Genomic DNA, 26029 nt, shown 5'->3' with positions numbered 1-26029 from the left:
ATGCTACGCGCGGGAGACCAGCTTGATGGAGGGCGAATCTACCTCATTGGTATCGAGCTCCAAGATGAGCTGGTTATTGCTATTTACGGTGTAGATAAAATCATTATCCGAGGTAATGAGGTTGCGCAGCAGGTTATCAGCCCACACGGAACTGCCCTCGCAGTCCTCATCGGTGTCGTCGTATTTAACCTCATCGAAGTGCAACTTATTGCCATCGCGGATATTTTCGCGCTCATCATCGGCGGTGTAGCTCAGCCGGGCCGCAAGGCGGGTGCAACCGGTGGTGCCCACCATGGTGGACTCGCCGAAGCTAAATTCCGGCGCGTGAGGAATCGATTCCGGGATGGTGGATGCTGCGTCCGGCGCAGTATTGATGGAGACGACCTGCCAGTGTTTGTCCACAATCCGGTCATCACCCGCGGGCCGTGGGGCATCGTCCTCGGAACCGCAGGCAGCAAGCAGCGTGACGGCACCCAGTGTGGCCACGGCTGCGGCATGCCTGCCGATGCCTTTGTTCACAGCGGGTGTACCCGCACCGGCCGCTCCGGCCGTGCGTACGCGGGGGAGGGAAGGAGGCATTAGGAGTCCTTTCCGAGTGAGTCGGGAGCTTGCGAGGCGGTTTCGGTCCGAACGGCGCGCAGGCAGCCCAAAAAGGACTGCGACCACAGCCGCACATCGTGGCTTATGACCTGGTTGTGCATGGTGAGCATGCGCTGGGTCATAGTGGAGGGGGCATCGGAAAGCGCGCGCACGGCATTGAGCAAGGCGCGTTTGACGGACTCGATATCGAAGGGGTTGCACAGGTAGGCCTCATCCAGCTCCACGGCGGCGCCGGCGAATTCCGAGAGTACCAGGGCACCGGAACCGTCATCGTGGCAGGCCACGAACTCCTTGGCCACGAGGTTCATGCCGTCTTTAAAGGGCGTGACCAGCATGATATCGGCCATGCGGTAGTAGCAGCGCAGCACGTCCTTGGGCACGCCGCGGTGCTGGTAGTGCACCACGGGGTGGCCCATGCGGGAAAAGCGGCCATTGATGCGGCCGACGGCCTCTTCCACCTGGGAGCGGGTGGCCTTGTAGTGGTCGAGGCGCTCACGCGAGGGCGTGGCCAGCTGCACCAAGGTGACCTCCTCCGGATCCAGGGCGCCGGTTTCCAAGAGCTCCTCGAAGGCGGTCAGGCGCTGCAGGATGCCCTTGGTGTAATCGAGGCGATCCACGCCCAAAATGATGCGCTTGGGGCTGCCCAAATCCTTGCGCAATTGGGCCACGCGGCGTTTATCCTCGTCGCTAAACTGGCCGAAATCCTGCGCGGCGATGGAAATGGGGAACGCGCCCACGCCCACGGTGCGGCCACCGGGGAGGCGGATATGGGCGGTGACATCGCGGGTGGTGGCCTCGCCACGCACCTCGAGGCCCTGGCGGCGGGCCAATTCCAAGAAATTGCGGGCATTGGCCTCCAAGTGGAAGCCGATCAGGTCTGCCCCCAAGATGCCGCGCACCGTTTCCTCCCGCCAAGGCAGCTGCCGGAAAAGATCGGGGGAGGGGAACGGGATGTGCAGGAAGAACCCAATGGTGAGATCGGGGCGCATTTGCCGCAGGATGCCCGGTAATAATTGCAGCTGATAGTCCTGCACCCAGACCGTCGCGCCTTCTGCGGCCACGTGGGCTACCTCGTCCGCGAAGCGGAGGTTGACCTCGCGGTAGGCATCCCACCAGTCGCGGTCATAGGTCGGGGTGACGATGAGATCGTGGTAGAGCGGCCACAGCGTGGCATTGGAAAAGCCTTCGTAAAAGGCCTCAAAATCGGCCTCGCTAAGCCTGACCGGGTGCAATAACACCCCGGCCTCGGTGCGGAAGGGCTCGGGCGCGGCATCGGCAACGCCGGGCCATCCCACCCAGCAGCCCTGGTGCGCTTCCAGCACCGGTGAGAGCGCGGTGACCAGACCGCCAGGCGAGGGCGTCCACTCCTGACTGCCATCGGCCGCGGTAGTTAAATCTACCGGCAGGCGGTTTGCCACTACTACGAAGTCATTGCCGCGCTCACTCATAGTCCAAGACTAGCTTAAGACTTCTTGGTCGACTTCTTTGTTGCTTTCTTTGTCGACTTCTTGGTGGACTTTTTGGCCGCTTTGGTGGTCTTCTTCGTCGACTTTTTAGTGGACTTCTTCGATGCCTTGGACGTCGACTTCTTGGTGGCCTTCTTCGTGGATTTCTTCGGCGCGGCATCGGCTTGTTCCGCCAGCACCTTCTTGTGCACCAAGCCCTTGGGCTCGACACCCAGCATGGACATCAAGGTCACGCCGTCCAAGAAATCTTGGGAGTAGGTGGCCACCACGCGGCGGGCGGCGCGGGCGGTTTCCTCTGCCAGGGCAATATCTTGTTCTGCCTGTGGGTGCGTGTCTTGGACCTTGGGTGGCACGGCGAGTCCTCCTGAATGTTGGGAAAGCTATCAGGCTAAATATTGTACGCTACCGGCGGCGTTTAGGGCTCCTCGGGTTCCTCCCCGTCGGGCTTGGTGTGATCGGATTCTTCCGGCGTGGGTGATTTCTGGCCGGGCACCGTATAGGTGGTGCGCTCAGTTTCTTGCGGCTGGGCCGGCCACTGGGAATCTGCCGGCCACAAATCTTCCGCCGGAGTGGTCCCCGGCGCGTGCTGCTGAGCCTGCGCGTGTTGCGGTGGCTTTGGCCCCAGCGTGGGCGGCAATTCGGGGCGGTTGACGCGTGGGGCAAAGGGGGACATCGGCACGCGCGGGATGCGCGGGGCCTTGCGAGCCAGGTGAGTTGCCTTGTGGAAGGAGAACCGGCCGATGCGCTTGAAGGCGGAGTACGGGCGGAAGTACTTCGGGCGGCGCAGGCGGCGCGCGACGCGCTCGCCAAAAACGACGCCGGCTGCTAGCGCGCCGGAGATGGCCAGCGCGGTAGCCAGGTTGGTAAAGCCGGTAATCATCTGCTCGTTGATGGAGGCATACATGCCGCGGTACAGCATGAGGCCTGGCAGCATGGGCGTATAGCCCACGATCATCGTAATGAGCGGCGGGATGCCCCACCGGCGCGACATCAAACCGCCGGCTAGGCCCACCACGATGGCGGATAGGCCCGAGGCAATCACCGGGCCGACGCCGAAGGGCACGACCACGAAGTAGTAGAAGACCATACCGGCGGCCGCCGTGAGGCCTGAGAGGGTAATTTCTATCCAATTAGCCCCGCAGGCCAGCGCGAAGGCGGCCGAACCCGTGCCGCCGAGCAGCACCAAGAGGGGAATCTTGTGATAGACCGGCGGCGCCAAGGTACCCATTGGGGGCAGGTCAAAGCCCATAGCGGAGGCCAGCTGGATGCCCACACCCACGCCGGCGATGATCGCGCCCGTTGATAACAGCGCGGAGAAAAAACGCGCGGAAGAGGTTACGGGGGAGCGGGTGATGCCATCGACAAGCGATTGCACCAACGTCAGCCCCGCCACCAGCACGATGATTCCGGACGCAATAATCTGCGCCGGCGACATACTAATGCCAAAGGCGGCGGCTACGTTATACAAAATCGCGGCCGGGAAGACGGCCAAGAAGCCGCCGACGACGTTTTGATAAAAGGGCGGCAGGCGGTAATTGGCCAACCAGTCATTCAGCCCCATAATCAGTGCGGAGACCACGAAGGCAACGACACCAACGAGGAGATCGCCGCCGAGCATCATGGAAATCAGGCCACCCATGCCGCCCCAGCCAAGCATTACCGTGGACGGCTTATAAGGCGCTGGCATGCGGTCGATGTCATCCAGGCGCTTTTCCGCCATCGCGGGTGGCACCTTACCGGAGTGGATATCGCGGATGAGGCGGTCTACTTCCGAAAGCTTGGAAAAGTTCACGCCCACATCCGGCACCACGCGAAATACGTGGAGGTTCTGGCGTTTATCGCCGGTGCCGATCGCGGTGTGGATGGTGATGGTATTCATCAAGATATCCACGTGGCAGTAGTGCAAACCATACGATGACGCCGCTAGGTGCACCTGCGCGCGGGCATCTGAGTTGGCGGATCCGGCGCCAATGAGCTGCTCGCCGATGCGCGCGGCAATTTCCATCACACCCGTGACTTGGGCGGCATCGGTCAGATCGACCGGGGCGAGTGGCGATGGTGGGGGTGCGGCTTTGGCCGCGTCAATGATGGCGACTTGGCCTGCGGATACGCGGAGGCGCTCCCGCATAGCGGACAGTAGTGACACGAAAATAACCCTCGAAAAAGCGGTGGGACACTAGTAATAATTTCAGCCTGAACTTTAACCCTTGTGGGGCGCAAATGCATACAAGGGGGACCGGCTTTCCACTTGGGCGTGGTACTCGGGTACCATGCAACGAGCGGAAGAAATTCCGCGGTGCTGGAGTGGCGCAATTGGTAGCGCAACGCACTTGTAATGCGTAGGTTGCGAGTTCAAGTCTCGTCTCCAGCTCAAAAAACTACCCCCCTAGCTGCACAAACAGTTAGGGGGTAAAAGTTTACAAGTCAGCCAGGTGGCTATTTACCCGCTACTTTGCGCAGACAGCGCCCCGGACTTCGGGTTATCGCGGAAGCACCAGGCGGTTAGTACCGCGAAGATGAAGGTGGTGCAGGCAAGCCCGCCGACGGTGAGGAAATACGCGGAATCATACGCCGCCGCGGCGGTGTCGTGCGTGGCGGGTGATAGGAGTGCGTCGGTGCCTTGCGGGGCGAGGGCATCGGGAAGCTTGTGCGTCATCAGTAGCGGCACGAGGGAGCCGGTTATGGCGATGGAAAGCAGCGTGCCGAATTCGTAGGAGACGGCTTCCACGCCAGAGGCCATGCCCGCCCGGTGGGAGGGGGCGGCATTGATGATGGCGGTGGAAGAAACAGACATCGAGGAGCCAGCACCTAAGCCGGTAAGGATGAGGCCGGTAATAAATACCGCGAGGTTATCGGCGCGGTCGGCCCAGATGATGCCCAGCATGCCGATGGACATGCTCAGGAAACCGCCGCTGATGATGGGCAAAAAGCCCACGCGGTGCAAGATGGTGCCGCCCACAATGGCGGTGGGGATGGCCGCAACCGCCATGGCGGAGATGAAAAGGCCGGCGTCGAGGGGCGAGAGGGCATCGACAAGCTGGAGCTTTTGGGTGGTAAGCAGTTCAAGCCCCGTAAGGCCAAACATGGCGCCACCGGCGGTAAGCACGCCGCCGGTAAAAGTGGGTGAGTGGAAGATGTCAAAGGTCAAAAGCGGATCATTAAGCCGGCTTTGCCGGTGGGCAAAGGCTGCGGCGCCGAGTAAGAAAGCGGCAATGGAACAGACCAGCAGCGCGACATTGATCTGGGTGGCCGCCGCCGTCTTAATAGCTAGGACCAGGCTGGACAGGGTGATAAGCGCATAGAACGAGGAGGGGAAATCCCAGTGCTTGTGCGGATTCGGCAGGTTGGGTGGGCCAAGGAGGAAGGTAAGGATGATGGCGAGGGCCACGATGGGCACGTTGATCAAAAAGACGGAGCCCCACCAGAAATGCTCTAGGAGGAATCCGCCCACGGTGGGCCCAGCGGCAGCGCCCACGACGGCGACAGAACTCCAGATACCGATGGCTTTATTGCGCTCTACCTCATTGGGGAAGGTCAGGCGGATAAGCGCCAGGGTAGAAGGCAGCATGATGGCAGCGCCCAAGCCCAATAAAGCCCGGCCGGCGATGAGCAACCAGGCATTGGGCGAATAAGCCGCAACGAGGGAGGCGGTGCCAAAGGTGGCCAGGCCAATGAGGAACATCAGGCGGTGGCCAATGCGATCGCCCAACGTGCCGGTACCGAGGAGCAAGCCCGATAAAACCAGCGTATAGGCATTGATGATCCACAATTGCTGCATGTCTGTCGCGTGCAGCTGCTGCGTTAGCTGAGGCAGTGCCGTATAAAGGATGGAATTATCCAGGCCCACCATGAGCAGCCCCAAGGACACCACGGCAAAGAAGGACCACCGCTGTGCTGGGGTGGAGGGCGCCGCGGCCGCGCGGTGCGGGGGCTTAGTGGCAGTATCAGGTGACTCGATGCTCATCGCTAGAAACCGTAGCGAATCAGTGTGTGATAATTCAGGTTAGTATTGCCTTCCTCACAGATAGGCCGGTGGTGTGAGTATGCAGGAATTGCTGGACTTTCCTGCACGTTTAGTAGCACAGTGGTACTAGAACAGTTAAAGAGTTAAGGATGATGTTTAATGGCACGCAATTACGCAGAACAACTTGTTGAGACGCTAGAAAAGCGGGGCGTCGAGCACATTTATGGCCTCGTGGGAGACTCCCTCAACCCGATCGTGGACGCGGTGCGCCGCTCCTCCATCGAGTGGATCCACGTGCGCAATGAGGAAGCAGCGGCCTTTGCCGCCGAGGCGGACTCGCTGACCACCGGCAAGCTGGCCGTTTGCGCGGCCTCCTGTGGCCCGGGCAATACCCACCTCATCCAGGGCCTTTATGATGCCAACCGCAATGGCGCCAAGGTGCTGGCCCTGGCATCGCACATTCCTTCCCGCCAGATTGGTTCCCACTTCTTCCAGGAAACGCACCCAGAGCAGATCTTCCAGGAGTGCTCCGGTTACTGCGAAATGGTCATGTCCGGTGACCAGGGCGGGGTAGTGCTCCACCACGCCATCCAGTCCACCATGGCCGGCAACGGCGTGTCCGTGCTGGTTATCCCTGGCGACGTTTCTACCGAAGAGGTTGATGATGACACCTTCGTAGAATCCAAGATCTCCTCCGGCCGCCCCGTGGTCTACCCGGACCCGGCCGAGGCCGCAGCGCTGACCCAGGCCATCAATGAAGCCGAGTCCGTCGCCTTCTTTGTCGGCGCCGGCGCGAAAAATGCCCGTGAGCAGGTGCTGCAGCTGGCGGAAAAGGTCAAGGCCCCCATCGGTCACGCGCTCGGCGGCAAGATGTACATCCAGTACGATAACCCGTTTGACGTGGGCATGTCCGGCCTTTTGGGTTACGGCGCCGCGCATGAGGCCACCCATGAGGCAGACCTGCTGATCCTCTTGGGCACGGACTTCCCATATAACGACTTCCTGCCTAAGGGCAATGTGGCACAGGTGGATATCAACGGTGCCCATATCGGCCGCCGCACCAAGATCTCCTACCCCGTGACCGGTGACGTTGCCGCCACCATCGACAACATCCTGCCGCACGTGGAGGAGAAGAAGGACCGCTCCTTCTTGGATAAGATGCTGAAGAAGCACTACGACAAGCTGGAGCACGTCGTGGAGGCTTATACCTCCAACGTGGAAAAGCACACCCCGATCCACCCCGAGTACATTGCGGATCTCATTGACCAAGAGGCCGACGATGACGCCATCTTCACCGTCGATACCGGCATGTGCAACGTTTGGGGCGCGCGCTACATCACCCCGAATGGCAAGCGCGAGCAGATCGGCTCCTTCCGCCACGGCACCATGGCAAACGCCCTGCCGCAGGCCATCGGCGCGCAGCAGGCTAATCCTGGCCGCCAAGTCATTACCTTCTCTGGCGACGGCGGGCTGTCCATGCTCATGGGCGAGCTGCTGACGGTCAAGCTGCACCAGCTGCCGGTCAAGATGTTCGTGTTCAATAACTCCTCGCTGGGCATGGTCAAGCTGGAGATGCTGGTAGGCGGCATCCCAGAGCACGAGACCGACCACGAGTCCGTGGACTTTTCCAAGATCGCAGAAGCCGCCGGCATCAAGACCTTCCGAATCGAGGATCCGAAGCAGGCTCCGAAGCAGATCAAGAAGGCCTTGGCTTATAACGGCCCTGCGCTTATCGATGTCGTCACTGACCCCAACGCCCTGTCCCTGCCACCGACGCTGACCTTCGATCAGCTCCTGGGCTTCTCCAAGGCCGCTACCCGCACCGTCTTCGGCGGCGGCGTGGGCTCCATGCTGTCCATGGCCAAGTCCAACCTGCGCAATATCCCGCGCCCGCAGGACTTCTAAGCTATAACTGCCAAATAGCGCGCTAGCCACGCTTCCTTTTTCTTACCGCGGATTCCGTTCCACGGTTGGGAAGGGGAAGCGTGGCTTTTTTGCTTTCACAGGTTTCAGTCAGAAACTTATCAGTAGGCTAGAAACTGGGTTTGCCATGATGGTTTAGTGAAGCTTGCACGCACGCAGGTGTGCAGATGACAGGAAGTAATAGGAGCTACAGGACGCATGGAAGACAATAAACTTGCCAAAGTCCTCGTCGTTGATGACGAGCCGAATATCGTGGAGCTTTTGACGGTATCGTTGAAGTTCCAAAATTTTGAGGTCTACAGCGCCAACTCGGGCAATGAGGCCCTGCGCGTGGCGCGCGAGGTCAACCCGGATGCCTACATTTTGGACGTCATGATGCCGGGGATGGACGGTTTTGAGCTCTTGGGCAAGCTGCGCCAGGAAGGCCTGGATGGCCCAGTGCTGTACCTGACCGCCAAGGACGGCGTGGATCAGCGCATTCACGGCCTGACCATCGGCGCAGATGATTACGTCACCAAACCCTTTAGCCTCGAAGAGGTCATCACCCGCCTGCGCGTGATCATGCGCCGCGGCGGTGCCGCCGAGGAGTCTTCTAACGACGCCACCATGAGCTATGCCGATCTGACCTTGAATGACGATACCCACGAGGTCACCAAGGGCGGCGAGCTCATTGAGCTTTCTCCCACGGAATTCAACCTCCTGCGCTACCTCATGCAAAACAAGGAAGTGGTGCTCTCCAAGTCCAAGATCCTGGACAACGTCTGGCACTATGACTTCGGCGGCGATGGCAACGTCGTGGAATCCTATATTTCTTACCTGCGCCGCAAGATCGATACCGGCGATACGCAGCTTATCCACACCGTGCGCGGCGTTGGCTATGTGCTGCGCACCCCGCGATCCTAAACTGACGTTTTATAATGGCAGATTCACAGGAGAACCCCGCTGCGGGAAGGACCGCGCAGTCCCAGCCCCAGCAGCCGCAGCAGCCGCCAAAGAAGTGGCATGAGCAGCTGGATCAGCTGCCACAGCAGGGGCAGGGAAAGAAAAAGAAGCGCTCCAAGCGCGACTACATCAAGCAGATTCCGCAGGCGATGCCCCTGCGCACCTGGCTTGTGGTTCTCCTCGTGGTCATCTCCGGCCTCGGGTTGACGGGTTCGTCCTTTGCCGTGAACTCGATCATGCGCAACGTGCTGTATAACAACGTCGATAGCGAACTGCGCTCAGCGTCGTCTTCCTGGGCACGCGATGTGGGCAATGACTTCTTTTTAGGTGATCACACCAAGCGCCCGCCCACGGAATACGTGGTGCTCAATTACCTTCCGGATGGCACCATTCGCTATTCGGGGCCCACGTCCACCACCCCGGACGTGGAGGGCGTTCCCTTGGGCGGGTACCCCACGACGGTGGGCTCGATTGAAAATAACACCAAGTGGCGCGCGCTGGCCTTTGCGGATTCCAATGGCGTTATCACCGTCATTGCCAAGGACATGACCCATGAAAAGGAGATCCTGCACGGCCTTGCCATGGTGCAGGTATCCATTGCAGCGATTGCCTTGGCAGCCATGGCCGGCGTGGGCTTCTGGTTTATCCGTAGGGCGTTGCGGCCGCTGCGGGTGGTGGAATCGACGGCATCGGAAATCGCGGCCGGCGATCTGGACAAGCGCGTGCCTGAATGGCCGCTGCATACGGAGGTTGGCCAATTGGCCGCCGCGCTCAATATCATGCTGGGCCACCTGCAGCGCTCGGTCGTTACGGCGCAGGAAAAAGAGGAACAGATGCGCCGCTTTGTCGGCGATGCCTCCCACGAACTGCGCACCCCGCTGACCAGCCTGCGCGGTTACACGGAGCTCTATCGCTCCGGGGCGACAAACGATGTCGATCTGGTCTTTTCCAAGATCGATAAGGAATCCAAGCGCATGTCGCTGCTGGTAGAGGATCTGCTTGCGCTTACCCGCGCGGAAGGAACGCGTCTAGACCTGCGGCCGGTGGACCTTCTGGAACTTTCCCTTTCGGTGGGATCGTCCGCGCGCGCTGCCTTCCCCGAGCGCGAGGTCAAGGTGGTCAATAATGCGCAGTCCATCCCCGTGGTCAATGGCGATGCAGACCGCCTCCACCAAGTTCTGCTCAACTTGATTACCAATGGGCTGCGCCACGGCGGCGAGGATGCCACGGTCACCCTGCAGTTGCGCCGCGACAACAAGGACATCCTTGTGGATGTCATCGATGACGGCAAGGGAATGTCGTCCGAGGACGCCGCCCACATCTTCGAGCGCTTCTACCGCGCGGATTCCTCGCGCACGCGCGATACCGGCGGATCCGGTTTGGGCCTTGCCATCGTGCATTCCTTGGTGGAACAGCACGGCGGCAGCATCAGCGTGGACTCCAAGTTGGGCCAGGGCACCACCTTTACGGTGCGCCTGCCCGCGCTGGAGGAACCAGAGGATTAGTCCTCGCGGTAGCCATCCTCGTTGGTGCCTAGGTGCTGGCGGATGCGCGCGGCCGCCTCATCCATGGCGGCATCGTCGGTGTCCTCGGCGGCATAGGCCTTGGAAAAGTCGTACTCTTCCATCTTCTCGGTGGGGAAGAGGTGGATGTGGGTGTGCGGCACATCGAAGCCGGCGATGACGTAACCGGTGCGCGGGGTGTCGTACGCGTTCTTGATGGCCTCACCGATTTCCAGGGCCACCTCGTTCAGGTGCGCCCAGGTCTGCGGATCCAGGTCGGTCCACTTATCCACTTCCTCTACGGGCACGACCAGGGTGTGGCCGTAGCGCAGCGGCTCGATGGAGAGAAATGCCACGCAGGTCTTATCGCGGTAGACAAAGCGGGCGGGTAGGTCACCAGTGATGATTTTGCTAAATACAGAAGCCATAGCTGCCAGGCTACCCCCAGCTATGATAGTGGGCATGCGCATTCTCGTAATTGGCTCGGGCGGCCGTGAACACGCCCTCGTGAAAGGACTGCACGCTGATCCACAGGCTACGGAGATCCACGTCGCGCCCGGCAGCGCGGCCATGGAACCGCTGGCTACCCTGCACCCGGAATACTCCCAGGTAGATGATCCAGAACGCATGGTGGAACTGGCCCGGGAGATCGCTGCCGAGCTCGTGGTCATCGGCCCTGAGGTGCCGCTGGTCGCCGGCGTGGCGGATGCGCTGCGCGCAGCAGGCATCGCCGTCTTTGGGCCGAATAAGGACGCGGCCCAAATTGAAGGCTCCAAGGCCTTTGCCAAGGAAGTCATGGAAGCCGCTGGGGTCAAGACGGCCCGCGCGGAGCAGCTGCGCCCAGGCGCTAGCGATACCGATATTGAGGCCGCGCTGGATAATTTTGGCCCGCAGTTCGTGGTCAAAGATGATGGGCTGGCAGGTGGCAAGGGCGTGGTAGTCACCGGCGAGCGCGCCGCCGCCCGCGCGCATGTAGATGCGGTCTTAGGCGCCGGCAATCCGGTGCTCTTGGAATCGTTCCTCGACGGCCCCGAGGTATCGCTATTTTGCCTTGTCGATGGCGAGACCGTCGTGCCGCTGTTGCCCGCCCAGGACCACAAGCGCGCCTACGATAACGACGAAGGCCCCAATACCGGCGGCATGGGCGCGTACACACCGCTGCCGTGGCTGGGCAAGGACGACGTGCAGCGCATCGTCGACGAGGTATGTACCCCGGTTGCCAAGGAAATGGTGCGCCGCGGCACCCCCTATTCCGGCCTGCTCTATGCCGGGCTAGCTTGGGGCGACGAGGGCCCAGCGGTGGTGGAATTTAACTGTCGCTTTGGTGACCCAGAAACCCAAGCGGTGCTCTCGCTCCTACAGTCCCCGCTGGCGCAAGCGCTCAACGCCACTGCCACCGGCACGCTGGCAGAACTCGAGCCCCTTCAGTGGGAAGATGGCTATGCCATCACCGTGGTCATGGCAGCCGAGGGATACCCCGCCTCGCCCCGCAAGGGCGATGCCATCACGGGCGAGGGCCTCGAGGATCCAGAGCGCGTGCTGCACGCCGGCACGAAACGCTCCAATGGGGTATTCCAAAGCAATGGTGGCCGCGTGCTCAACGTGCTGGGCAAGGGAGACACGCTAGATGCCGCGCGCGAGAATGCCTACGCCACCGCTCAGGGCATTGAATTTGCGGGAGGGTTTGTCCGTGGGGACATTGGCAAGCGTGCGGCAGCCGGTGAAATTTCTATCTAGCAAGTAGCCACGGGGGAGGGCAGGCATGGAATAATAAGCCACGTGGCTGAGAAGAAGAATATCCCCAACGTCCTGTCCTCCCGTTATGCTTCTGCGGAGCTTGCCAATATTTGGAGCGCGGAGCATAAAATCATCCTCGAGCGCAAGCTGTGGATCGCCGTGATGCACGCCCAGAAGAACCTGGGCGTGGACATCCCCGCCAAGGCCATTAGCGCGTATGAAGCCGTTATCGAGGACGTGAACCTCGAATCCATTGCTGAGCGCGAGCGCGTCACCCGCCACGATGTGAAGGCCCGCATCGAAGAATTCAATGCGCTGGCCGGCTACGAGCACATCCACAAGGGCATGACCAGCCGCGATCTCACCGAGAACGTGGAGCAGCTGCAGATCCACACCTCGCTGGAAATCATCCGGGATAAGGCCATCGCCGTGGTCTCGCGCATCGGCCGCCACGCCGCCGAGTACCAATCCCTGGTCATGGCCGGGCGCTCGCACAACGTGGCCGCGCAGGCCACCACGCTGGGCAAGCGCTTTGCCACCGCCGGCGATGAAATGCTGCTGGCCATCGAGCGCGTGGAAGACCTGCTGTCGCACTACCCGCTGCGCGGCATCAAGGGCCCCATGGGTACCTCGCAGGACATGCTGGATCTCATGGGCGGTTCCGAGGATAAGCTCGCCTCCCTAGAGACCAATATTGCGGATTACCTGGGCTTCCGCCGCATCTTCAACTCCGTGGGCCAGGTGTACCCGCGCTCGCTGGATTTCGATGCCATCTCCTGCCTCGTCTCCCTGGGCACCGCCCCGGCATCGCTTGCCACCACCATCCGCCTGATGGCCGGCAACGAGACCGTCACCGAGGGCTTCAAGGAAGGCCAGGTGGGCTCGTCCGCCATGCCGCATAAGATGAACGCCCGCTCCTGCGAGCGCGTGACCGGCCTGCAGGTCATCCTGCGTGGCTACCTCACCATGGCCGCAGACCTCGCCGGCAGCCAGTGGAACGAGGGCGATGTCTCCTGCTCGGTGGTGCGACGCGTGGCGCTTCCCGATGCCTTCTTTGCCATCGACGGCCAATTCGAAACCTTCCTTACCGTGCTCGATGAATTCGGAGCCTTCCCCGCCATGATCGACCGCGAGCTGGAGCGCTACCTGCCCTTCCTCGCCACCACCCGCATCCTCATGGCGGCGGTGCGCGCCGGGGTGGGCCGCGAGACCGCCCACGAGGTCATCAAGGAAAACGCCGTGGCCGTGGCCCTGAATATGCGCGAAAACGGCGGCAACCAGGACTTGGTCCAGCGCCTTGCCGCAGATGACCGCCTGCCCATGGACGAGGCCGAGCTCGAAAGGGTCCTCGAGGATAAGCACGCCTTCATCGGCGCCGCCGAATCCCAAGTCTCCCAGGTCCTAAACCGCATCAAGGCCCTTGTGGGCGAGCACCCCAAGGCCGCGGCTTATACACCGGGCGAAATCCTTTAGCGCTGTGCGCGGGCTTACGTTCCCGCGCACGCCCGCGCGTTATGATGAAGACCATGCGTCCTGAGCTTTCTTCTTATACCCATGTAGCCTCCGGTAAAGTCCGCGATATTTACGATGTGGATGACACCACCCTGCTGATGGTGGTCTCTGACCGCATCTCCGCCTACGACTTTGCCTTGGAACCGGCCATCCCTGATAAGGGCCGAGTTCTCACGGCTACCTCGAAGTTCTTCTTCGATGCCATCGACTTTCCCAACCACCTCGCCGGGCCCCTCGATGATGAGCGCATTCCGGAAGAATGCTTGGGTCGCGCCATGGTGGTCAAGAAGCTAGACATGCTGCCCTTCGAGTGCGTGGCGCGCGGTTTCCTTACCGGCTCCGGCTTGAAGGAATACCAGGCAGACGGCACCGTCTGTGGCATCGAGCTGCCCGCAGGCCTTGTCGAGGCCTCCCGCCTGCCCGAACCCATTTTCACCCCTGCTACGAAGGCGGAGCAGGGCGATCACGATGAGAACGTCTCTTTCGAACACGTGGCAGATAAGCTCGGCCGCGAGCGCTCCGAGGAGCTACGCGCGGCTACCTTGCGCATTTACGCCAAGGCAGCCCAGCTGGCGGAGGAGAAGGGCATCATCTTGGCCGATACCAAATTCGAGTTCGGCCTCGATGCGGATGGCACGCTCGTGCTTGCCGATGAAGTCCTCACCCCCGATTCCTCCCGCTACTGGCCCGCAGATTCCTACGTGGAAGGCGAGGTCCAGCCCTCCTTTGATAAGCAGTACGTGCGCGATTGGCTGACTTCTGATGCCTCCGGCTGGGATAAGTCCTCTGAGACCACCCCGCCCGCGCTTCCCGATGACGTCGTTTCCGCCACCCGCCTGCGCTATATCGAGGCCTACGAAAAGCTATCGGGTGAGCGCTTCGCGGACTTCCTTGCGCCGCGTTCCTAGCCGCCCAGGCCGGTCTAGGCCGGATAGGGCAACCGCGCGTTAGCTGGTTGCCCACGGCTGTTGCCCGCCGCTGGGGCATAACCGGTGACGCGTACAGTGGTAGGGCATGAGTGATGAAAAGACGACCGCACCGGTAGCCCCAGTCCACCCCGTAAAGCGCGAATTTCACGGCCGCGAATTCGTGGATAATTACGAGTGGCTACGCGATAAGCAATCGCAGGAAACCCTGGATTACCTCAATGCCGAAAACGATTACACGGCGGCGCATACCGGGCACTTGGATGCGATGACGGAGAATATCTTCCAAGAGATTAAATCCCGCATTAAACAAACCGATATGTCCGTGCCAGCCCGCCGCGGTAAGTACTGGTACTACGGCCGCTCCGAGGAGGGCAAGAACTACGGCTATTCCTGCCGCATCCCGGTAGAAGAAGGCAGCGATCCCTGGACCGCACCGGTGATTCCGGAAGAAGGAAGCCCAGAAGGCGAAGAAATTATCTTGGACGCCAATGCCCTGGCAGAGGGAAGGGACTTCTTCGCCCTTGGTGCGGCCTCCATCTCAGATTCCGGCCGCTACTTGGCCTATTCCGTGGACTTCGCTGGCGATGAGCGCTTTGAACTGTCCATTAAGGACCTCGATACCGGAGAGCTGCTGGACGATCACCTCACCGGCATTTTCTACGGCGCTACCTGGGCAGGCGACGGCTATATCTTTTACTCCACGGTGGATGATGCCTGGCGCCCGGATGCGGTGTGGCGCCATAAGGTAGGCACCGAGCAATCCGCGGATGTGCGCGTCTTCCATGAGGAGGATGAGCACTTTAACGTGGGCATCGGCAGTGCCCGCTCCGATAAATACCTCTTCATTGGGGTGGGGTCGAAGATTACCTCGGAAGCCTGGGTGCTAGATACGGACAACCCAGAAGGCGAATTCCGCCCGCTGTGGACGCGCGAGACCGGCGTTGACTACGACGTAGACCATGCCGTGGTGGGCGGCGAAGACTACTGGATTGTCACCCACAATGCCACCGGCCCGAACTTCGCGGTGGGCTATGCCAAGGTCGATGAGGATCTTCCCGCCCTGCGCGAACTGCCGGAGCTTTTGGCACACGATGACACCACCCGAATCGAGGGCGTGGACACCTACCGCGACCACATGGTGGTGGGCTACCGCCGCGGTGGCATCGGCCGCGCCGCCATCATGCGCGTTGGCGATGACTTCGGGGAATTCGAAGAACTCAACTTCAACGAGGAACTCTTTACCGTCGCCGTGGACGGCAACCCGGAATGGGACGCGCCGGTAGTCCGCGTGAACTACGTGTCCTATATCCAGCCCGCGCAGCTTTTTGATTACCGCGTGGATACCGGCGAGTACACGCTGCTAAAGGAACAGGAAGTCCCCGGCGGCTATGTTCCGGATGATTACGTGGCCTACCGCATCTGGTCGACCGCCAGCGATGGCACCAAGATCCCAGTCTCCGTGGTGCACCGTTCTGACTTGGACCGCACCAAACCCAATCCGACGCTGCTGTATGGCTACGGCTCCTACGAGGCCAGCATGGACCCGTACTTCTCCGCGACCCGGCTATCGCTCATGGACCGCGGCATGATTTATGCGGTTGCCCACGTGCGCGGCGGCGGCGAGATGGGCCGTCAGTGGTACGACGACGGCAAGATGCTGCAGAAGAAAAACACCTTCACCGATTTCATCGCTGTGGCTGATGACCTCATCGAGCGCCGCGTGACCACCCCGGACCAAATGGTGGCCGAAGGTGGATCCGCCGGCGGCATGCTCATGGGCGCCGTGGCGAATATGGCACCTGACCGCTTTACCGCTATCCAAGCCGTGGTCCCCTTCGTGGACCCGCTGACCTCGATGCTCATGCCAGAGCTTCCCCTTACCGTTCCCGAGTGGGAAGAGTGGGGCGATCCGTACCACGATCCGGAATACTACGACTACATGAAGTCCTACTCTCCCTACGAGAATGTTGAGGCCAAGGACTATCCGGACATCTTGGCTATCACCTCGCTGAATGATACCCGCGTGCTGTATGTGGAACCGGCGAAGTGGATTGCGCAGCTGCGCGCTACCGCCACCGGCGGCGAGTTCCTGCTCAAGACGGAAATGGCCGCCGGGCATGGTGGCGTATCCGGCCGCTACGATAAGTGGCGCCAAAACGCCTTCGAATACGCCTGGACCATCAATAAGGCCACCGGTCTTACGGAATAACCGCGCAGCACGGTCACGCGCTGGCCGGCACCCTGGCCTGCGTTCTGGCCAGCGCGCGGATCTGGCGGTACTGTGCGATAATTTGAGCTATGACTAGCCACCTTCTGGTTTCTATCTCCAGTATTTTTGAGGACACTCGGAAGCAGGCTACAAGCTTCCTGTCGGTTCTGGACCGGGAGGAAATTCCCGTCTCCCTGCTCATCGCCCCGCACATTGATGGCAATTGGCACCTGGCCAAGGACAAGGACACTCAACAGTGGCTGAAGGATCAGGCGGCCGCGGGCCGTCCGCTTATCCTCAATGGTTTTGACCAGGCAGTCCAAGGCCGCCGCGCGGAGTTTGCCAACCTCAATTCGCATGAGGCGAAGCTGCGCCTAGCCGGTGCGACCCGGCAGATGGCGCAGATTGGTTTCGAACCTACCATCTTCGCGCCCCCGCGCTGGCGCATGTCTCCCGGAACGTTGCAGGTCCTGCCCAAATTCCCCTTTGAGGCGGCGGCTTCTACCCGCGGCATCCTGGAGGTGCCCACCGGCAAATTCCACCAAGCCCGCAACCTTTCTTTTGGTGAGGGCTTCGGTTCCGCCAAGTGGTGGCGTAAAAACATCATCCGCGCGGCCGAGCGCTCCGCCGAGCGCGGCAATACCGTGCGTCTTTCCGTCTCCGCCCGCAACCTAGATGACCGCAAGGTCATCAAGGACTTTGTAAAGGCAGCCCGCCGCGCCCTCGACGCGGGCGCTACTCCCGCTGATTACAGCATTTACCTGCCGCGTTAGTCCGGTGGAGGCCTCATAGTAGATCACATGAAACGAACAGATGAACTAACAACGCAACAGGCGGCAGACCTTCTGAATGTCTCTCGGCCGCGAGTCATCGAGCTCATGGACGAAGGAGCCCTGGAGGGACATACAGAATACGCCCACCGGCATCTGTATGCCTCCAGCGTGCAGGGCTATAAACGCCAGAGAGACCTTGAGCAGCGTGCTGCTGCAGACGAGCTCGCGGTGCTTTCTGACGAGATGGGCTTATACGAGTAGGCGCTCCTACTTGCTCAGGCCGTTGATGAAGTCCTTCGCCTGCTGGGGGAGCATGCCCCAGATACCAGCGGGGATGATCTTCTGCAGGTTGCCGGTGGCCGCCATGAAGCCGGGGATAGCGAGCAGGCCGGCCAGGATGGCAAAGCCGATAATGGCGCCGGTGCCCCAGGAGCTAGAGCCGAACCCGAAGCCTGGGCCATCGGTGTTGTCGTCCTGGTTGGCATCGTTGCCCTGATCGCCGTCGTCGGTGGATTCATCCTCGCCGAGCGTGAAGCCGACCTTGACGGGGTCGTGGTCAGAGGCACGGAAGGGGGAATCGTCGTAGAAATCTACGGCGTTGTAGTTGCGGCGGGAGTACTCAAAGGCGACGGGCTCGTCGGCGTTGATGTTCCACACTTGGGCATCGTCAAGCGCGCCCGAAGCAACCTCATTGGCTAGGACGTGGTCCAAGGTGCCGAGCAGGCCGCCGAACTGGTAGGAGGTATCGGCGCCGTACTTTTCGGCAGGCACGGTAAAGCCATCATTGCGGAAGACATCGAGCGCGGTTTCATGGGTGTAGGTATTGAAATCACCCAGAGCGAAAAGCGGCTTATCTTTCCAATCGTCCTGCTTGTGCAGGGCATCGAGCACGGCCTGGGCTTGGGCATTGCGGACGTTGGGGTTATTGCCCTGGCCATCGCCGGAATCCTCGTCGCCCTTGGCCACCGAGCCCTTGGACTTGAAGTGGTTGGCCACGGCGACGAAGGACTCGTCATCGCTATTGAGCGGCTGGAATTCCTGGGCCAGCGGCTCGCGGGCGGTGCCGGAAAAGCGCGGATCCTGGAAGATGCGGGATTCGCCCACGGGCTTGACCACGTCCTTGTGATAAATGAACGCAGTGCGGATGACATCGGGGTGCTCAGGGACCTGTTCCTTGGACGGGGAGGGCACGAAGGCCCACTTCTCGGAGCCCGCGGCCTCGTTGAGTTTTTCGGTCAGGCGTTTCAGTGCCTTATCGCGCTGGTTAAAGTCCCCGGTGACGGCGTAGCCATCTTCGATTTCGGAAAGGCCGATGACATCGGCATCGAGGCCATTGATGGCGGCGACGATCTTGCGCTCTTGGTCCTTTAAGGCGGATTCGGTATAGGCGCCGCGGGTCTTGCCGCGGTTGACGGTGACCTTATTTCCTTCGCGGTCGGTATAGGCGCTGCCGCCGAATTCCTCGCCCAGGGAGGTGAAGTAATTCAGCACGTTGAAGGCGCCGATGGTGTATTCGCCCTTGACGTCATCAACGGCGTGCAGCTCCGCATCGCGGGATTCTTCCCAGGAGATGGGGAGATCGGTGCCGGCGGTCTCACCTGTGACCGGCTCGGTGGGCTGGAAGCGCCACTGATCGTGGGAGTAGCCCACGATGACTGGGTGCTGGAATTCCACGGTATCGGTGGTGCGCAGGGACTTGATGGTCTTGCCGCCATCTTGGGCGATATAGGGCAGTGGGGTGTCCTTATCGGTCCTTAAATAATCGCGGGTGCGGCCATCATCTAAGGTAACGAGCTTTTCCGCGTTGTCCTTGGCCAGTTTTTGCAGATCGGAATTGGGGTCGGTGGAAGGGGAGTGGACATCGGAAGGCTGGCGGAAGGCCTCATCGCCCGGGGCGAGGCCGACCTCGCCGTATTGGTTGAGCGAGTAGTTATTGGTCACGGTGTGCGTGCCGGGCTGGATGAGCATGTGCTCAAAGGACTCGCGGGCGCTGTCGCCCTGGAGCAGCTCATCCACGGCGAGCGGGGTGACCTCCTCCAGCGCGGTATCGAGCTGCTTGAGGGAAGAAGCGCTGACCTGGGTGGCGCCGTAATACTCGGAAACCTGGCCGGTGACCTCTACGGAATCACCGATGCTGGGGTATTTATCGGCGCCCTTTTTACCCATGTGGACAAATAGCGCCTGGGAGGCATCGGTGGCTTCTTTGCCGGTGCCGCCGGTCTGGATGGTAAAGCCGTTGAGCCCGCCCTCGCTCCACACGCCGGTGACAACGCCCTGGGTAGCAACGTTTTGGCCCTCGAGCGGGGAGGTATCGCCGGGGCCTTGGATTTCCGCAATCGGGGTTATGCCTTCGGGCGCGGGAAGATTCTCAGAACCTGCGGAATTATCGGAGCCACCCGGCTGCGGGGCCGGGGACTCGTTGCCAGAGTTGGTAGGAGACGGTGCACCGATGGTGAAGTCTGCGGAGTTGTCATCGGTATCGGCGCCCGCCGCGTTGCGGGAAGCAGAGGTGTCATTAGACAGCGAGCCGGTGGCAGCTCCTTCAGACTTGGAGGCGGCGCCGTAACCTACTAGGTCAATGGTGTTGCCGGTGGCATCGGCAAGCTGCACCGAGCCCTTCGTGCCGGACATATTGACCTTGCCTTGCGCATCCGGGGTGGGAAGAGCCTGGGCCTGACCATTGCCGGCCGCACCCTGCACCAGGTAGTAACCGTGGGGAGCAATGGTGCCAGACAGGGTTATCTTGCCGCCGCTACTGCCGTTGGAGGCGAAGTACTCCACGGACCAGCCGGTGAGATCGATTGCAGCATCGGTGGGGTTATAAAGCTCGATGAAATCATTGGAAAAGCTCGCACCCCTTATTTCCGCCACCGCCGTAGACCTCAGAGATGACCGCGGTGGAATTATCCGGGGCGGCCAAGGCGGTAGGCACCGCGACGGATAGGGAGAGGGTGGAGAAACTGGCAGCGAGGGCTACCCTGCCAAGGCGGCGAAGAGCCATAGAAGTCACCTTAATCATAGAGAAAGTTGTCATGGACGCCTTTTATTTTTACTCGCTGAACAATCGGTGTACCCAGGGTCGCAATCGGTGGGGTGTGCGCGAGCAGGCGGTGAAACCTGGGTGCCGCGCAAAATTCGTTTTCCTGTTGGTCGTGATTTACGCGGAGTTTGCATTACCGGGGTGAAAACCCTGCAGTGGGGGTATATCTAGGGATTGGGCGGGGGTATGACTACACTGAATCGGGCAGACCTAAGCCCCATACAGTAAGGCAAAAATTTCATGGCTCGTGTAGTTGTCAATGTCATGCCCAAGGCGGAAATTCTGGATCCGCAGGGCCAAGCTGTCGTCCGCGCATTGGGTCGCATCGGAGTATCCGGTGTCAGCGATGTGCGCCAAGGAAAGCGCTTCGAACTCGAGGTAGATGATTCCGTTACCGCAGAGGAACTGGATAAGGTGGCAGAAACGCTGCTGGCTAATACCGTCATCGAGGACTACGAGGTTACGCAGCTGGAGGTCAAGTAAGTGACCGCAAAAATCGGAGTAATCACCTTCCCCGGCACCCTGGATGATGTGGATGCCGCCCGCGCGGCCCGCACCGCCGGCGCCGAGGTCATTAACCTCTGGCACGCAGATGCTGATCTGCACGGCGTGGACGCGGTAGTCGTGCCGGGCGGTTTTTCCTATGGTGACTACCTGCGCTCGGGCGCTATTTCGGCGCTCGCCCCCGTCATGCGCAGCGTCATCGACCGCGCCAAGGCGGGAATGCCGGTGCTCGGCATTTGCAATGGTTTCCAAATCTTGACTGAAGCAGGCCTCTTACCGGGCGCATTGACCCGGAATAAGGGCCTGCATTTTCATTGCACCGATACTTACCTGGAGGTGGAGCACTCCACCACGGCCTGGACCAGCGAGTTTGAAAAGGGCCAAAAGATTTTGGTGCCCGCCAAGCACGGTGAGGGCCGCTTCCAAGCAGGCGATGACGATATCGCCCGCATCGAGGGCGAAGGCCGCGTGGTCTTCCGCTATACCGATAATTACAACGGCTCCATCAATGGCATTGCTGGGGTAAGCGATGAGACCGGCCGGATTGTGGGCCTCATGCCGCACCCCGAGCACGCCATTGACCCGCTGACCGGCCCATCCACCGACGGATTGGGACTATTCGTATCCGCCATCAAGGCCGTCGCGGAAGCGCCGGCGGTTTAAGGAGGCCACCTACATGACCGTTTCTAATGACACCGTAGACAAGGCGCAGTCCACCCCGGATGAGCAGCAGCCGTACGTTGAGCTCGGCCTGAAGGATGACGAATACCAGCGCATCCACGATATTCTGGGCCGGCGCCCCACCGACGCGGAGCTGACCATGTACTCCGTGATGTGGTCCGAGCACTGCTCCTATAAGTCCTCCAAGACGCACCTGCGCTACTTTGGTGAGACCATGACGGAGGAGATGGGGGAGAAGATCCTCGCCGGCATTGGTGAAAACGCCGGCGTGGTGGACATCGGCGATGGCAATGCGGTGACCTTCCGCGTGGAATCGCACAACCACCCCTCCTACGTGGAGCCCTACCAAGGCGCGGCCACCGGCGTGGGCGGCATCGTCCGCGACATCATGGCCATGGGTGCGCGCCCGATTGCCGTGATGGATCAGCTGCGCTTTGGGCCTGCCGATGCCCCCGATACCAAGCGCGTGCTACCCGGCGTCGTCTCCGGCGTGGGCGGCTACGGCAACTCCTTGGGCCTGCCCAATATTGGCGGAGAAACCGTCTTTGATGAAACCTATGCGGGAAACCCGCTGGTCAATGCCCTGTGTGTGGGCACGCTCAAGGTCGATGACCTCAAGCTCGCCTTCGCCTCCGGCACTGGCAATAAGGTCATGCTCTTCGGTTCCCGCACCGGCCTGGATGGCATCGGCGGCGTATCCGTACTGGCCTCCGATACCTTTGAAGACGGCGCGGAGCGCAAGCTTCCTGCCGTGCAGGTGGGCGACCCCTTCGCGGAAAAGGTGCTTATCGAATGCTGCCTGGACCTCTACCACGCCGGTGTTGTGGTGGGCATCCAGGACTTGGGCGGTGCCGGCCTGGCGTGTGCCACCTCTGAGCTGGCCGCGTCCGGCGATGGCGGCATGGAGGTCAACCTCGATGCCGTGCCGCTGCGCGCGGAAAACATGACCGCCGCGGAAATCCTCGCCTCCGAGTCCCAGGAGCGCATGTGCGCCGTCGTGGCACCGGAAAACGTGGAGAAGTTCCGCGAAATCTGTGAGCACTGGGAGGTCACCTGTGCCGAAATCGGTGAGGTTAGTGAGGGTGACCACCTGGTCATTCGCCACCAGGGCGAGGTCGTCGTCGATGCCCCAGCTGGCACCATCGCAGATGAAGCGCCCGTCTACGAGCGCCCCTACGCCCGCCCCGAGTGGCAGGATGAGCTGCAGAAATACCAGGGCACGGACAAGCGCGGCCTGGTGGAATCCCTGCAGAAGCTCGTCTCTTCGCCTTCGCTGTGCTCGCGCGATTTCATCATGAATCAGTACGACCGCTACGTGCGCGGCAATACCGTCCAGTCCCATCACGCGGACGCGGGCGTGCTGCGCATCGATGAGGAGACCGGCCGCGGCGTCGCCGTTTCCGCCGATGCTTCTGGCCGCTACACCAAGCTGGACCCGAACATGGGCGCGCGCCTGGCCCTGGCGGAGGCCTACCGCAACGTCGCGGTCACCGGCGCCAAGCCCGTCGCGATTACCAATTGCCTGAACTACGGTTCGCCGGAAAACCCGGACGTGATGTGGCAATTCCGCGAATCCGTGCATGGGCTTGCCGATGCCGCCGTGGAACTGTCCATCCCCGTCTCCGGCGGCAACGTCTCCTTCTACAACCAGACCGGCTCCGAGCCCATCCTGCCCACCCCGGTCGTAGGCGTGCTTGGCGTTATCGACGATGTGCACCAGGCCATTGGCAATAACCTGGGCACCGTCAATGAGAAGGAAGTCCTCATCGCCTTGGGCGAGACCAAGGATGAGTTCGGCGGTTCCATCTGGCAGCTGGTGAGCGCCGAGGGCGCCGACAAGGACAACCTCAACGGCCTGCCACCCCAGGTGGACATGGCCAATGAGAAGCGCCTCGCGGACTTCTTCCACGGCAACGATCTGCTCACCGCCGCACACGATGTCTCCGAGGGTGGCCTTGCCGTCGCCGCCTTTGAGATGGCCAAGCGCGCCGGTGCGCTTGCCGATGCCGCCGGCCTCGGCCTCGACCTCGATCTCACCGCCGTGCACGAGGACGCCTTCACCGCGGCCTTCTCCGAGTCCGCTTCCCGCGCGCTCGTGGCCACCACCGCTGACCGCGCCGATAAGGTGCTTGCCCGTGCGGCAGAGCTCGGCATCCCCGCGGCCATCGTGGGCGAGACCACCGAAACCGGTGCCCTTACCCTGGGCGGCGAATCCGTGGCCATCTCCCAGCTGGTTGAGGCATGGTCTGCCACCTTGCCTGACCTCTTCGGTCACGCCGTGGGTGCCAACTCCGTTGTGGAGTAAGCCAGCCCCTGTCACCGCTTAGCTCAAGCCCGGCTTTGGCCGGGCTTGAGGAGCATTTAGACTATCTTCGGTGATCGGGGCCGTTGCCCAATGAGCATCGCCCTTTCTCTCTGTCTCGAATCGAAATTTTTATATTAGGAGTCCCATGAGCGCGCATTCCCGCCATCAAGCCTCCGCGCCCGCATCAACAGTGCTGCGGTGGTATCACCATTGTATTGGGTTGGTGTTTGGCCTCGTGGTTGCCGTAATTTCTGCCGGAAAACTGAATTACGGTGACTGGGGTGCGCTATGGATTGCTGGATTGCTCGTTCGCGATGGAAATCGGGAGCATTTATATAGAATCGATGAACGCGATTTCGCACTGCCACGTGGTGATGTGTGGTTAGACACCATCGCCCACTCTGATGTCACTGAGTTCCCGCACCCTTATGTTCACATCCCATTTCTCGCGGATGTGATGAGCTTGGTCGTGCGGGTCATGAGTTTTGATGTCTCCGTGATATTGCTCGCGATTGCTTCCGGTTGGGCGTTGGTGGTGCTGATAGTCTCCGCCTGGTTCTTGTGGTTTGAAGAAGAGATACCAACCATGGCCTTGCTTTTTGGAATCCTCTTGGGCTGGGCATCGGTAGCTTTTCAATCATCGTTGCTACTTGGCCAGACGAGCCCGCTGATTTTTGCGGGAGTTGCCTACGGCCTTGCTGCTGCTCGCGTGCACCCAGTGCGCGCGGGAATTGCACTAGGACTTGTATCTGCAGTGAAGCTAACCCCCATTATCCTCGTGCTCATCTGCGTGGTTTTCCCGCGGGCGCGCAAAACGGGAGTGGTAGCACTCGGGACAGGAGCCGTTGCTGTGCTCTACTCAATCGTCGTTTCTGGCTGGAACGTGTTTACCTCGTGGTGGGATACCCTTCAGGACATCAAGGCGGCAATAATGGTCGCTCCTGTCAACGGATCGATTGCTTCCCAATTGAGTACCAACCGCGTTGAAGATGACAGCATTCTTGTCACCATCGTCCATGATCCTTCACTGGCTGCCAGCCTTATTCCGCCTTTTGTAGCCCTGGCATTGATTGCGCTGGTTATTGTTACCGCTTTGCGGTCACAGGAGCCGTGGCGCATTGCTGCCGTCGGCATCTTTACGGTTCTTACGGCTACCGCCAATATCTTGTGGGACCATTACGTCTTGTGTGCCGTATTGCCACTGCTAGGCGTTCTGGCCCGCGGGCAGAATCGTATCATTTATGTTGTGCCGGTCTTGGGGCTCTTCTTCTTCCCACCACTGGCCAAGGCAGATTCTGATATGTGGTTGTCGTGGTCCTCGTTGATCGTCTTGGTGGGTTTTGTCATCGCACTGTGTATCGCGGAGCTAAGCCGGAAGGACGCCCTGCCTCTGCGGGACCGCCGCCTTTCCTTCAAAAAGGCGAGTTAGTAGGCGGCTTTTCTCCACTAAATCCGCCACCACGCACCTCCGGAACCGAGGACTTGAAGATCGTTGCCCGGCTGCTCTCCGCCCGATGATGGTGGCACCCACTCAGTGATGGTGTATGTCCGCGGCGGTCAGGCGGTGCTGAATGCGCTTGCCGATGCCGCCGGCCTCGGCCTCGATCTCTCCGCCGTGGACGAGGATGCCTCCATCGCGGCCATCGTGGGTGAGACTTCTGAAACCGAGGCGCTTTCCTTAGGCAGCGAATCCGTGGCCATCTCCCAGCTGGTTGAGGCATGGTTCTCCACCTTGCGTGAGCTCTTCGGCTACGCCGTCGTGGGCGCTAATTCTGTTGTGGGGTAAGCCGGCCTCTAGCATCGCCTAGCTCAAGCCTGGCTTTAAGCCGGGCTTTTTGCTTTCAAGCCTGTGCAACGTAGGTACTCAATCCGTCTTTACTTGTATCCCTCTGGTTGATACAAGTAAAGAAAGAGGCCAAGGGTAGAGGGGTTCGGTGCCGAA

22 protein-coding genes and 1 tRNA gene are annotated in these 26029 nt (G+C 60.8%); 15 read left to right on the top strand and 8 right to left on the bottom strand.

Features of this window, described 5'->3' with window-relative positions; genetic code table 11:
• Positions 1–3: 3 nt before the first annotated feature.
• From HMPREF1257_RS08410 to HMPREF1257_RS08395, 4 genes are all read right to left on the bottom strand, one after another.
• Positions 4–579 carry a hypothetical protein gene (locus tag HMPREF1257_RS08410; protein ID WP_023023883.1) on the bottom strand — a complete coding sequence of 192 codons (576 nt, stop codon included), beginning with the start codon at positions 577–579 and terminating at the stop codon, positions 4–6.
• Positions 579–2048, bottom strand: coding sequence for a trehalose-6-phosphate synthase (locus tag HMPREF1257_RS08405; RefSeq protein WP_023023882.1), 1470 nt, complete (start codon positions 2046–2048; stop codon positions 579–581). The genes HMPREF1257_RS08410 and HMPREF1257_RS08405 overlap by 1 nt, the downstream gene beginning before the upstream one ends.
• Positions 2049–2062: 14 nt before the next feature.
• Positions 2063–2419, bottom strand: coding sequence for a hypothetical protein (locus tag HMPREF1257_RS08400; protein WP_023017948.1), 357 nt, complete (start codon positions 2417–2419; stop codon positions 2063–2065).
• Between the two features lie 62 nt (positions 2420–2481).
• On the bottom strand, positions 2482–4212 hold the full coding sequence (locus HMPREF1257_RS08395) for a threonine/serine exporter ThrE family protein (protein WP_023023880.1): 1731 nt from the start codon (positions 4210–4212) through the stop codon (positions 2482–2484).
• A gap of 152 nt (positions 4213–4364) precedes the next feature.
• Between HMPREF1257_RS08395 and HMPREF1257_RS08390 the strand changes: the two genes are divergently transcribed.
• Positions 4365–4437, top strand: a tRNA-Thr gene (locus HMPREF1257_RS08390).
• Positions 4438–4506: 69 nt separating this feature from the next.
• On the opposite strand, the gene HMPREF1257_RS08385 is transcribed toward HMPREF1257_RS08390, so the two are convergent.
• Positions 4507–6030: an MFS transporter gene (locus HMPREF1257_RS08385; RefSeq protein ID WP_023023878.1), complete on the bottom strand. Its 1524-nt coding sequence runs from the start codon at positions 6028–6030 to the stop codon at positions 4507–4509.
• Between the two features lie 159 nt (positions 6031–6189).
• Between HMPREF1257_RS08385 and HMPREF1257_RS08380 the strand changes: the two genes are divergently transcribed.
• The 3 genes from HMPREF1257_RS08380 (at position 6190) to HMPREF1257_RS08370 (ending at position 10400) form a co-directional block, all read left to right on the top strand.
• A complete protein-coding gene (locus HMPREF1257_RS08380; RefSeq protein WP_023023877.1) occupies positions 6190–7935 on the top strand; it encodes a pyruvate dehydrogenase in 1746 nt (581 codons plus the stop codon).
• 216 nt (positions 7936–8151) lie between these two features.
• Entirely contained in the window at positions 8152–8856 is a 705-nt protein-coding gene (locus tag HMPREF1257_RS08375) for a response regulator transcription factor (RefSeq protein WP_005279568.1), read from the top strand.
• A gap of 14 nt (positions 8857–8870) precedes the next feature.
• Positions 8871–10400, top strand: coding sequence for a cell wall metabolism sensor histidine kinase WalK (locus tag HMPREF1257_RS08370; protein WP_023023874.1), 1530 nt, complete (start codon positions 8871–8873; stop codon positions 10398–10400).
• Here HMPREF1257_RS08370 and HMPREF1257_RS08365 read toward each other — a convergent pair.
• Positions 10397–10825: an HIT family protein gene (locus HMPREF1257_RS08365; protein ID WP_023023872.1), complete on the bottom strand. Its 429-nt coding sequence runs from the start codon at positions 10823–10825 to the stop codon at positions 10397–10399. The genes HMPREF1257_RS08370 and HMPREF1257_RS08365 overlap by 4 nt on opposite strands.
• Positions 10826–10859: 34 nt before the next feature.
• On the opposite strand from HMPREF1257_RS08365, the gene purD reads away from it, so the two are divergent.
• The 6 genes from purD (at position 10860) to HMPREF1257_RS08335 (ending at position 17818) form a co-directional block, all read left to right on the top strand.
• On the top strand, positions 10860–12134 hold the full coding sequence (gene purD, locus HMPREF1257_RS08360) for a phosphoribosylamine--glycine ligase (protein ID WP_034659601.1): 1275 nt from the start codon (positions 10860–10862) through the stop codon (positions 12132–12134).
• 33 nt (positions 12135–12167) lie between these two features.
• On the top strand, positions 12168–13607 hold the full coding sequence (purB, locus tag HMPREF1257_RS08355) for an adenylosuccinate lyase (RefSeq protein WP_198010518.1): 1440 nt from the start codon (positions 12168–12170) through the stop codon (positions 13605–13607).
• Between the two features lie 53 nt (positions 13608–13660).
• Positions 13661–14554, top strand: coding sequence for a phosphoribosylaminoimidazolesuccinocarboxamide synthase (locus HMPREF1257_RS08350; RefSeq protein ID WP_198010514.1), 894 nt, complete (start codon positions 13661–13663; stop codon positions 14552–14554).
• A gap of 106 nt (positions 14555–14660) precedes the next feature.
• A complete protein-coding gene (locus HMPREF1257_RS08345) occupies positions 14661–16784 on the top strand; it encodes a S9 family peptidase (protein WP_023023864.1) in 2124 nt (707 codons plus the stop codon).
• Between the two features lie 89 nt (positions 16785–16873).
• Complete coding sequence (locus tag HMPREF1257_RS08340; protein WP_023023862.1) at positions 16874–17557, top strand: DUF2334 domain-containing protein; 684 nt, start codon at positions 16874–16876, stop codon at positions 17555–17557.
• A 27-nt stretch (positions 17558–17584) separates the two neighbouring features.
• Entirely contained in the window at positions 17585–17818 is a 234-nt protein-coding gene (locus HMPREF1257_RS08335; protein WP_023023861.1) for a helix-turn-helix domain-containing protein, read from the top strand.
• A gap of 6 nt (positions 17819–17824) precedes the next feature.
• Here HMPREF1257_RS08335 and HMPREF1257_RS08330 read toward each other — a convergent pair whose 3' ends face one another.
• Both HMPREF1257_RS08330 and HMPREF1257_RS12675 read right to left on the bottom strand, forming a co-directional pair.
• Positions 17825–20428 carry an ExeM/NucH family extracellular endonuclease gene (locus HMPREF1257_RS08330; protein WP_023023859.1) on the bottom strand — a complete coding sequence of 868 codons (2604 nt, stop codon included), beginning with the start codon at positions 20426–20428 and terminating at the stop codon, positions 17825–17827.
• Entirely contained in the window at positions 20394–20591 is a 198-nt protein-coding gene (locus HMPREF1257_RS12675) for a hypothetical protein (RefSeq protein WP_023023857.1), read from the bottom strand. The genes HMPREF1257_RS08330 and HMPREF1257_RS12675 overlap by 35 nt, the downstream gene beginning before the upstream one ends.
• A gap of 246 nt (positions 20592–20837) precedes the next feature.
• On the opposite strand from HMPREF1257_RS12675, the gene purS reads away from it, so the two are divergent.
• From purS to HMPREF1257_RS08305, 5 genes are all read left to right on the top strand, one after another.
• Positions 20838–21080 (top strand): phosphoribosylformylglycinamidine synthase subunit PurS, encoded by a 243-nt coding sequence (gene purS, locus HMPREF1257_RS08325; RefSeq protein WP_005279580.1) that lies wholly within the window; start codon positions 20838–20840, stop codon positions 21078–21080.
• Entirely contained in the window at positions 21081–21764 is a 684-nt protein-coding gene (purQ, locus tag HMPREF1257_RS08320) for a phosphoribosylformylglycinamidine synthase subunit PurQ (protein ID WP_023023855.1), read from the top strand.
• A 13-nt stretch (positions 21765–21777) separates the two neighbouring features.
• A complete protein-coding gene (gene purL / locus HMPREF1257_RS08315; RefSeq protein WP_023023852.1) occupies positions 21778–24087 on the top strand; it encodes a phosphoribosylformylglycinamidine synthase subunit PurL in 2310 nt (769 codons plus the stop codon).
• Positions 24088–24232: 145 nt separating this feature from the next.
• On the top strand, positions 24233–25516 hold the full coding sequence (locus HMPREF1257_RS08310) for a glycosyltransferase family 87 protein (protein WP_023023850.1): 1284 nt from the start codon (positions 24233–24235) through the stop codon (positions 25514–25516).
• A 105-nt stretch (positions 25517–25621) separates the two neighbouring features.
• Complete coding sequence (locus tag HMPREF1257_RS08305; protein WP_156904628.1) at positions 25622–25873, top strand: hypothetical protein; 252 nt, start codon at positions 25622–25624, stop codon at positions 25871–25873.
• The last annotated feature ends 156 nt before the right edge of the window (positions 25874–26029 follow it).

The sequence above is a fragment of the Corynebacterium sp. KPL1814 genome (genome assembly GCF_000478175.1).
Classification (GTDB): Bacteria; Actinomycetota; Actinomycetes; order Mycobacteriales; family Mycobacteriaceae; genus Corynebacterium.
Note: the sequence above shows the minus strand (reverse complement) of the source record. Positions and strands in the feature narration are given on the sequence as shown.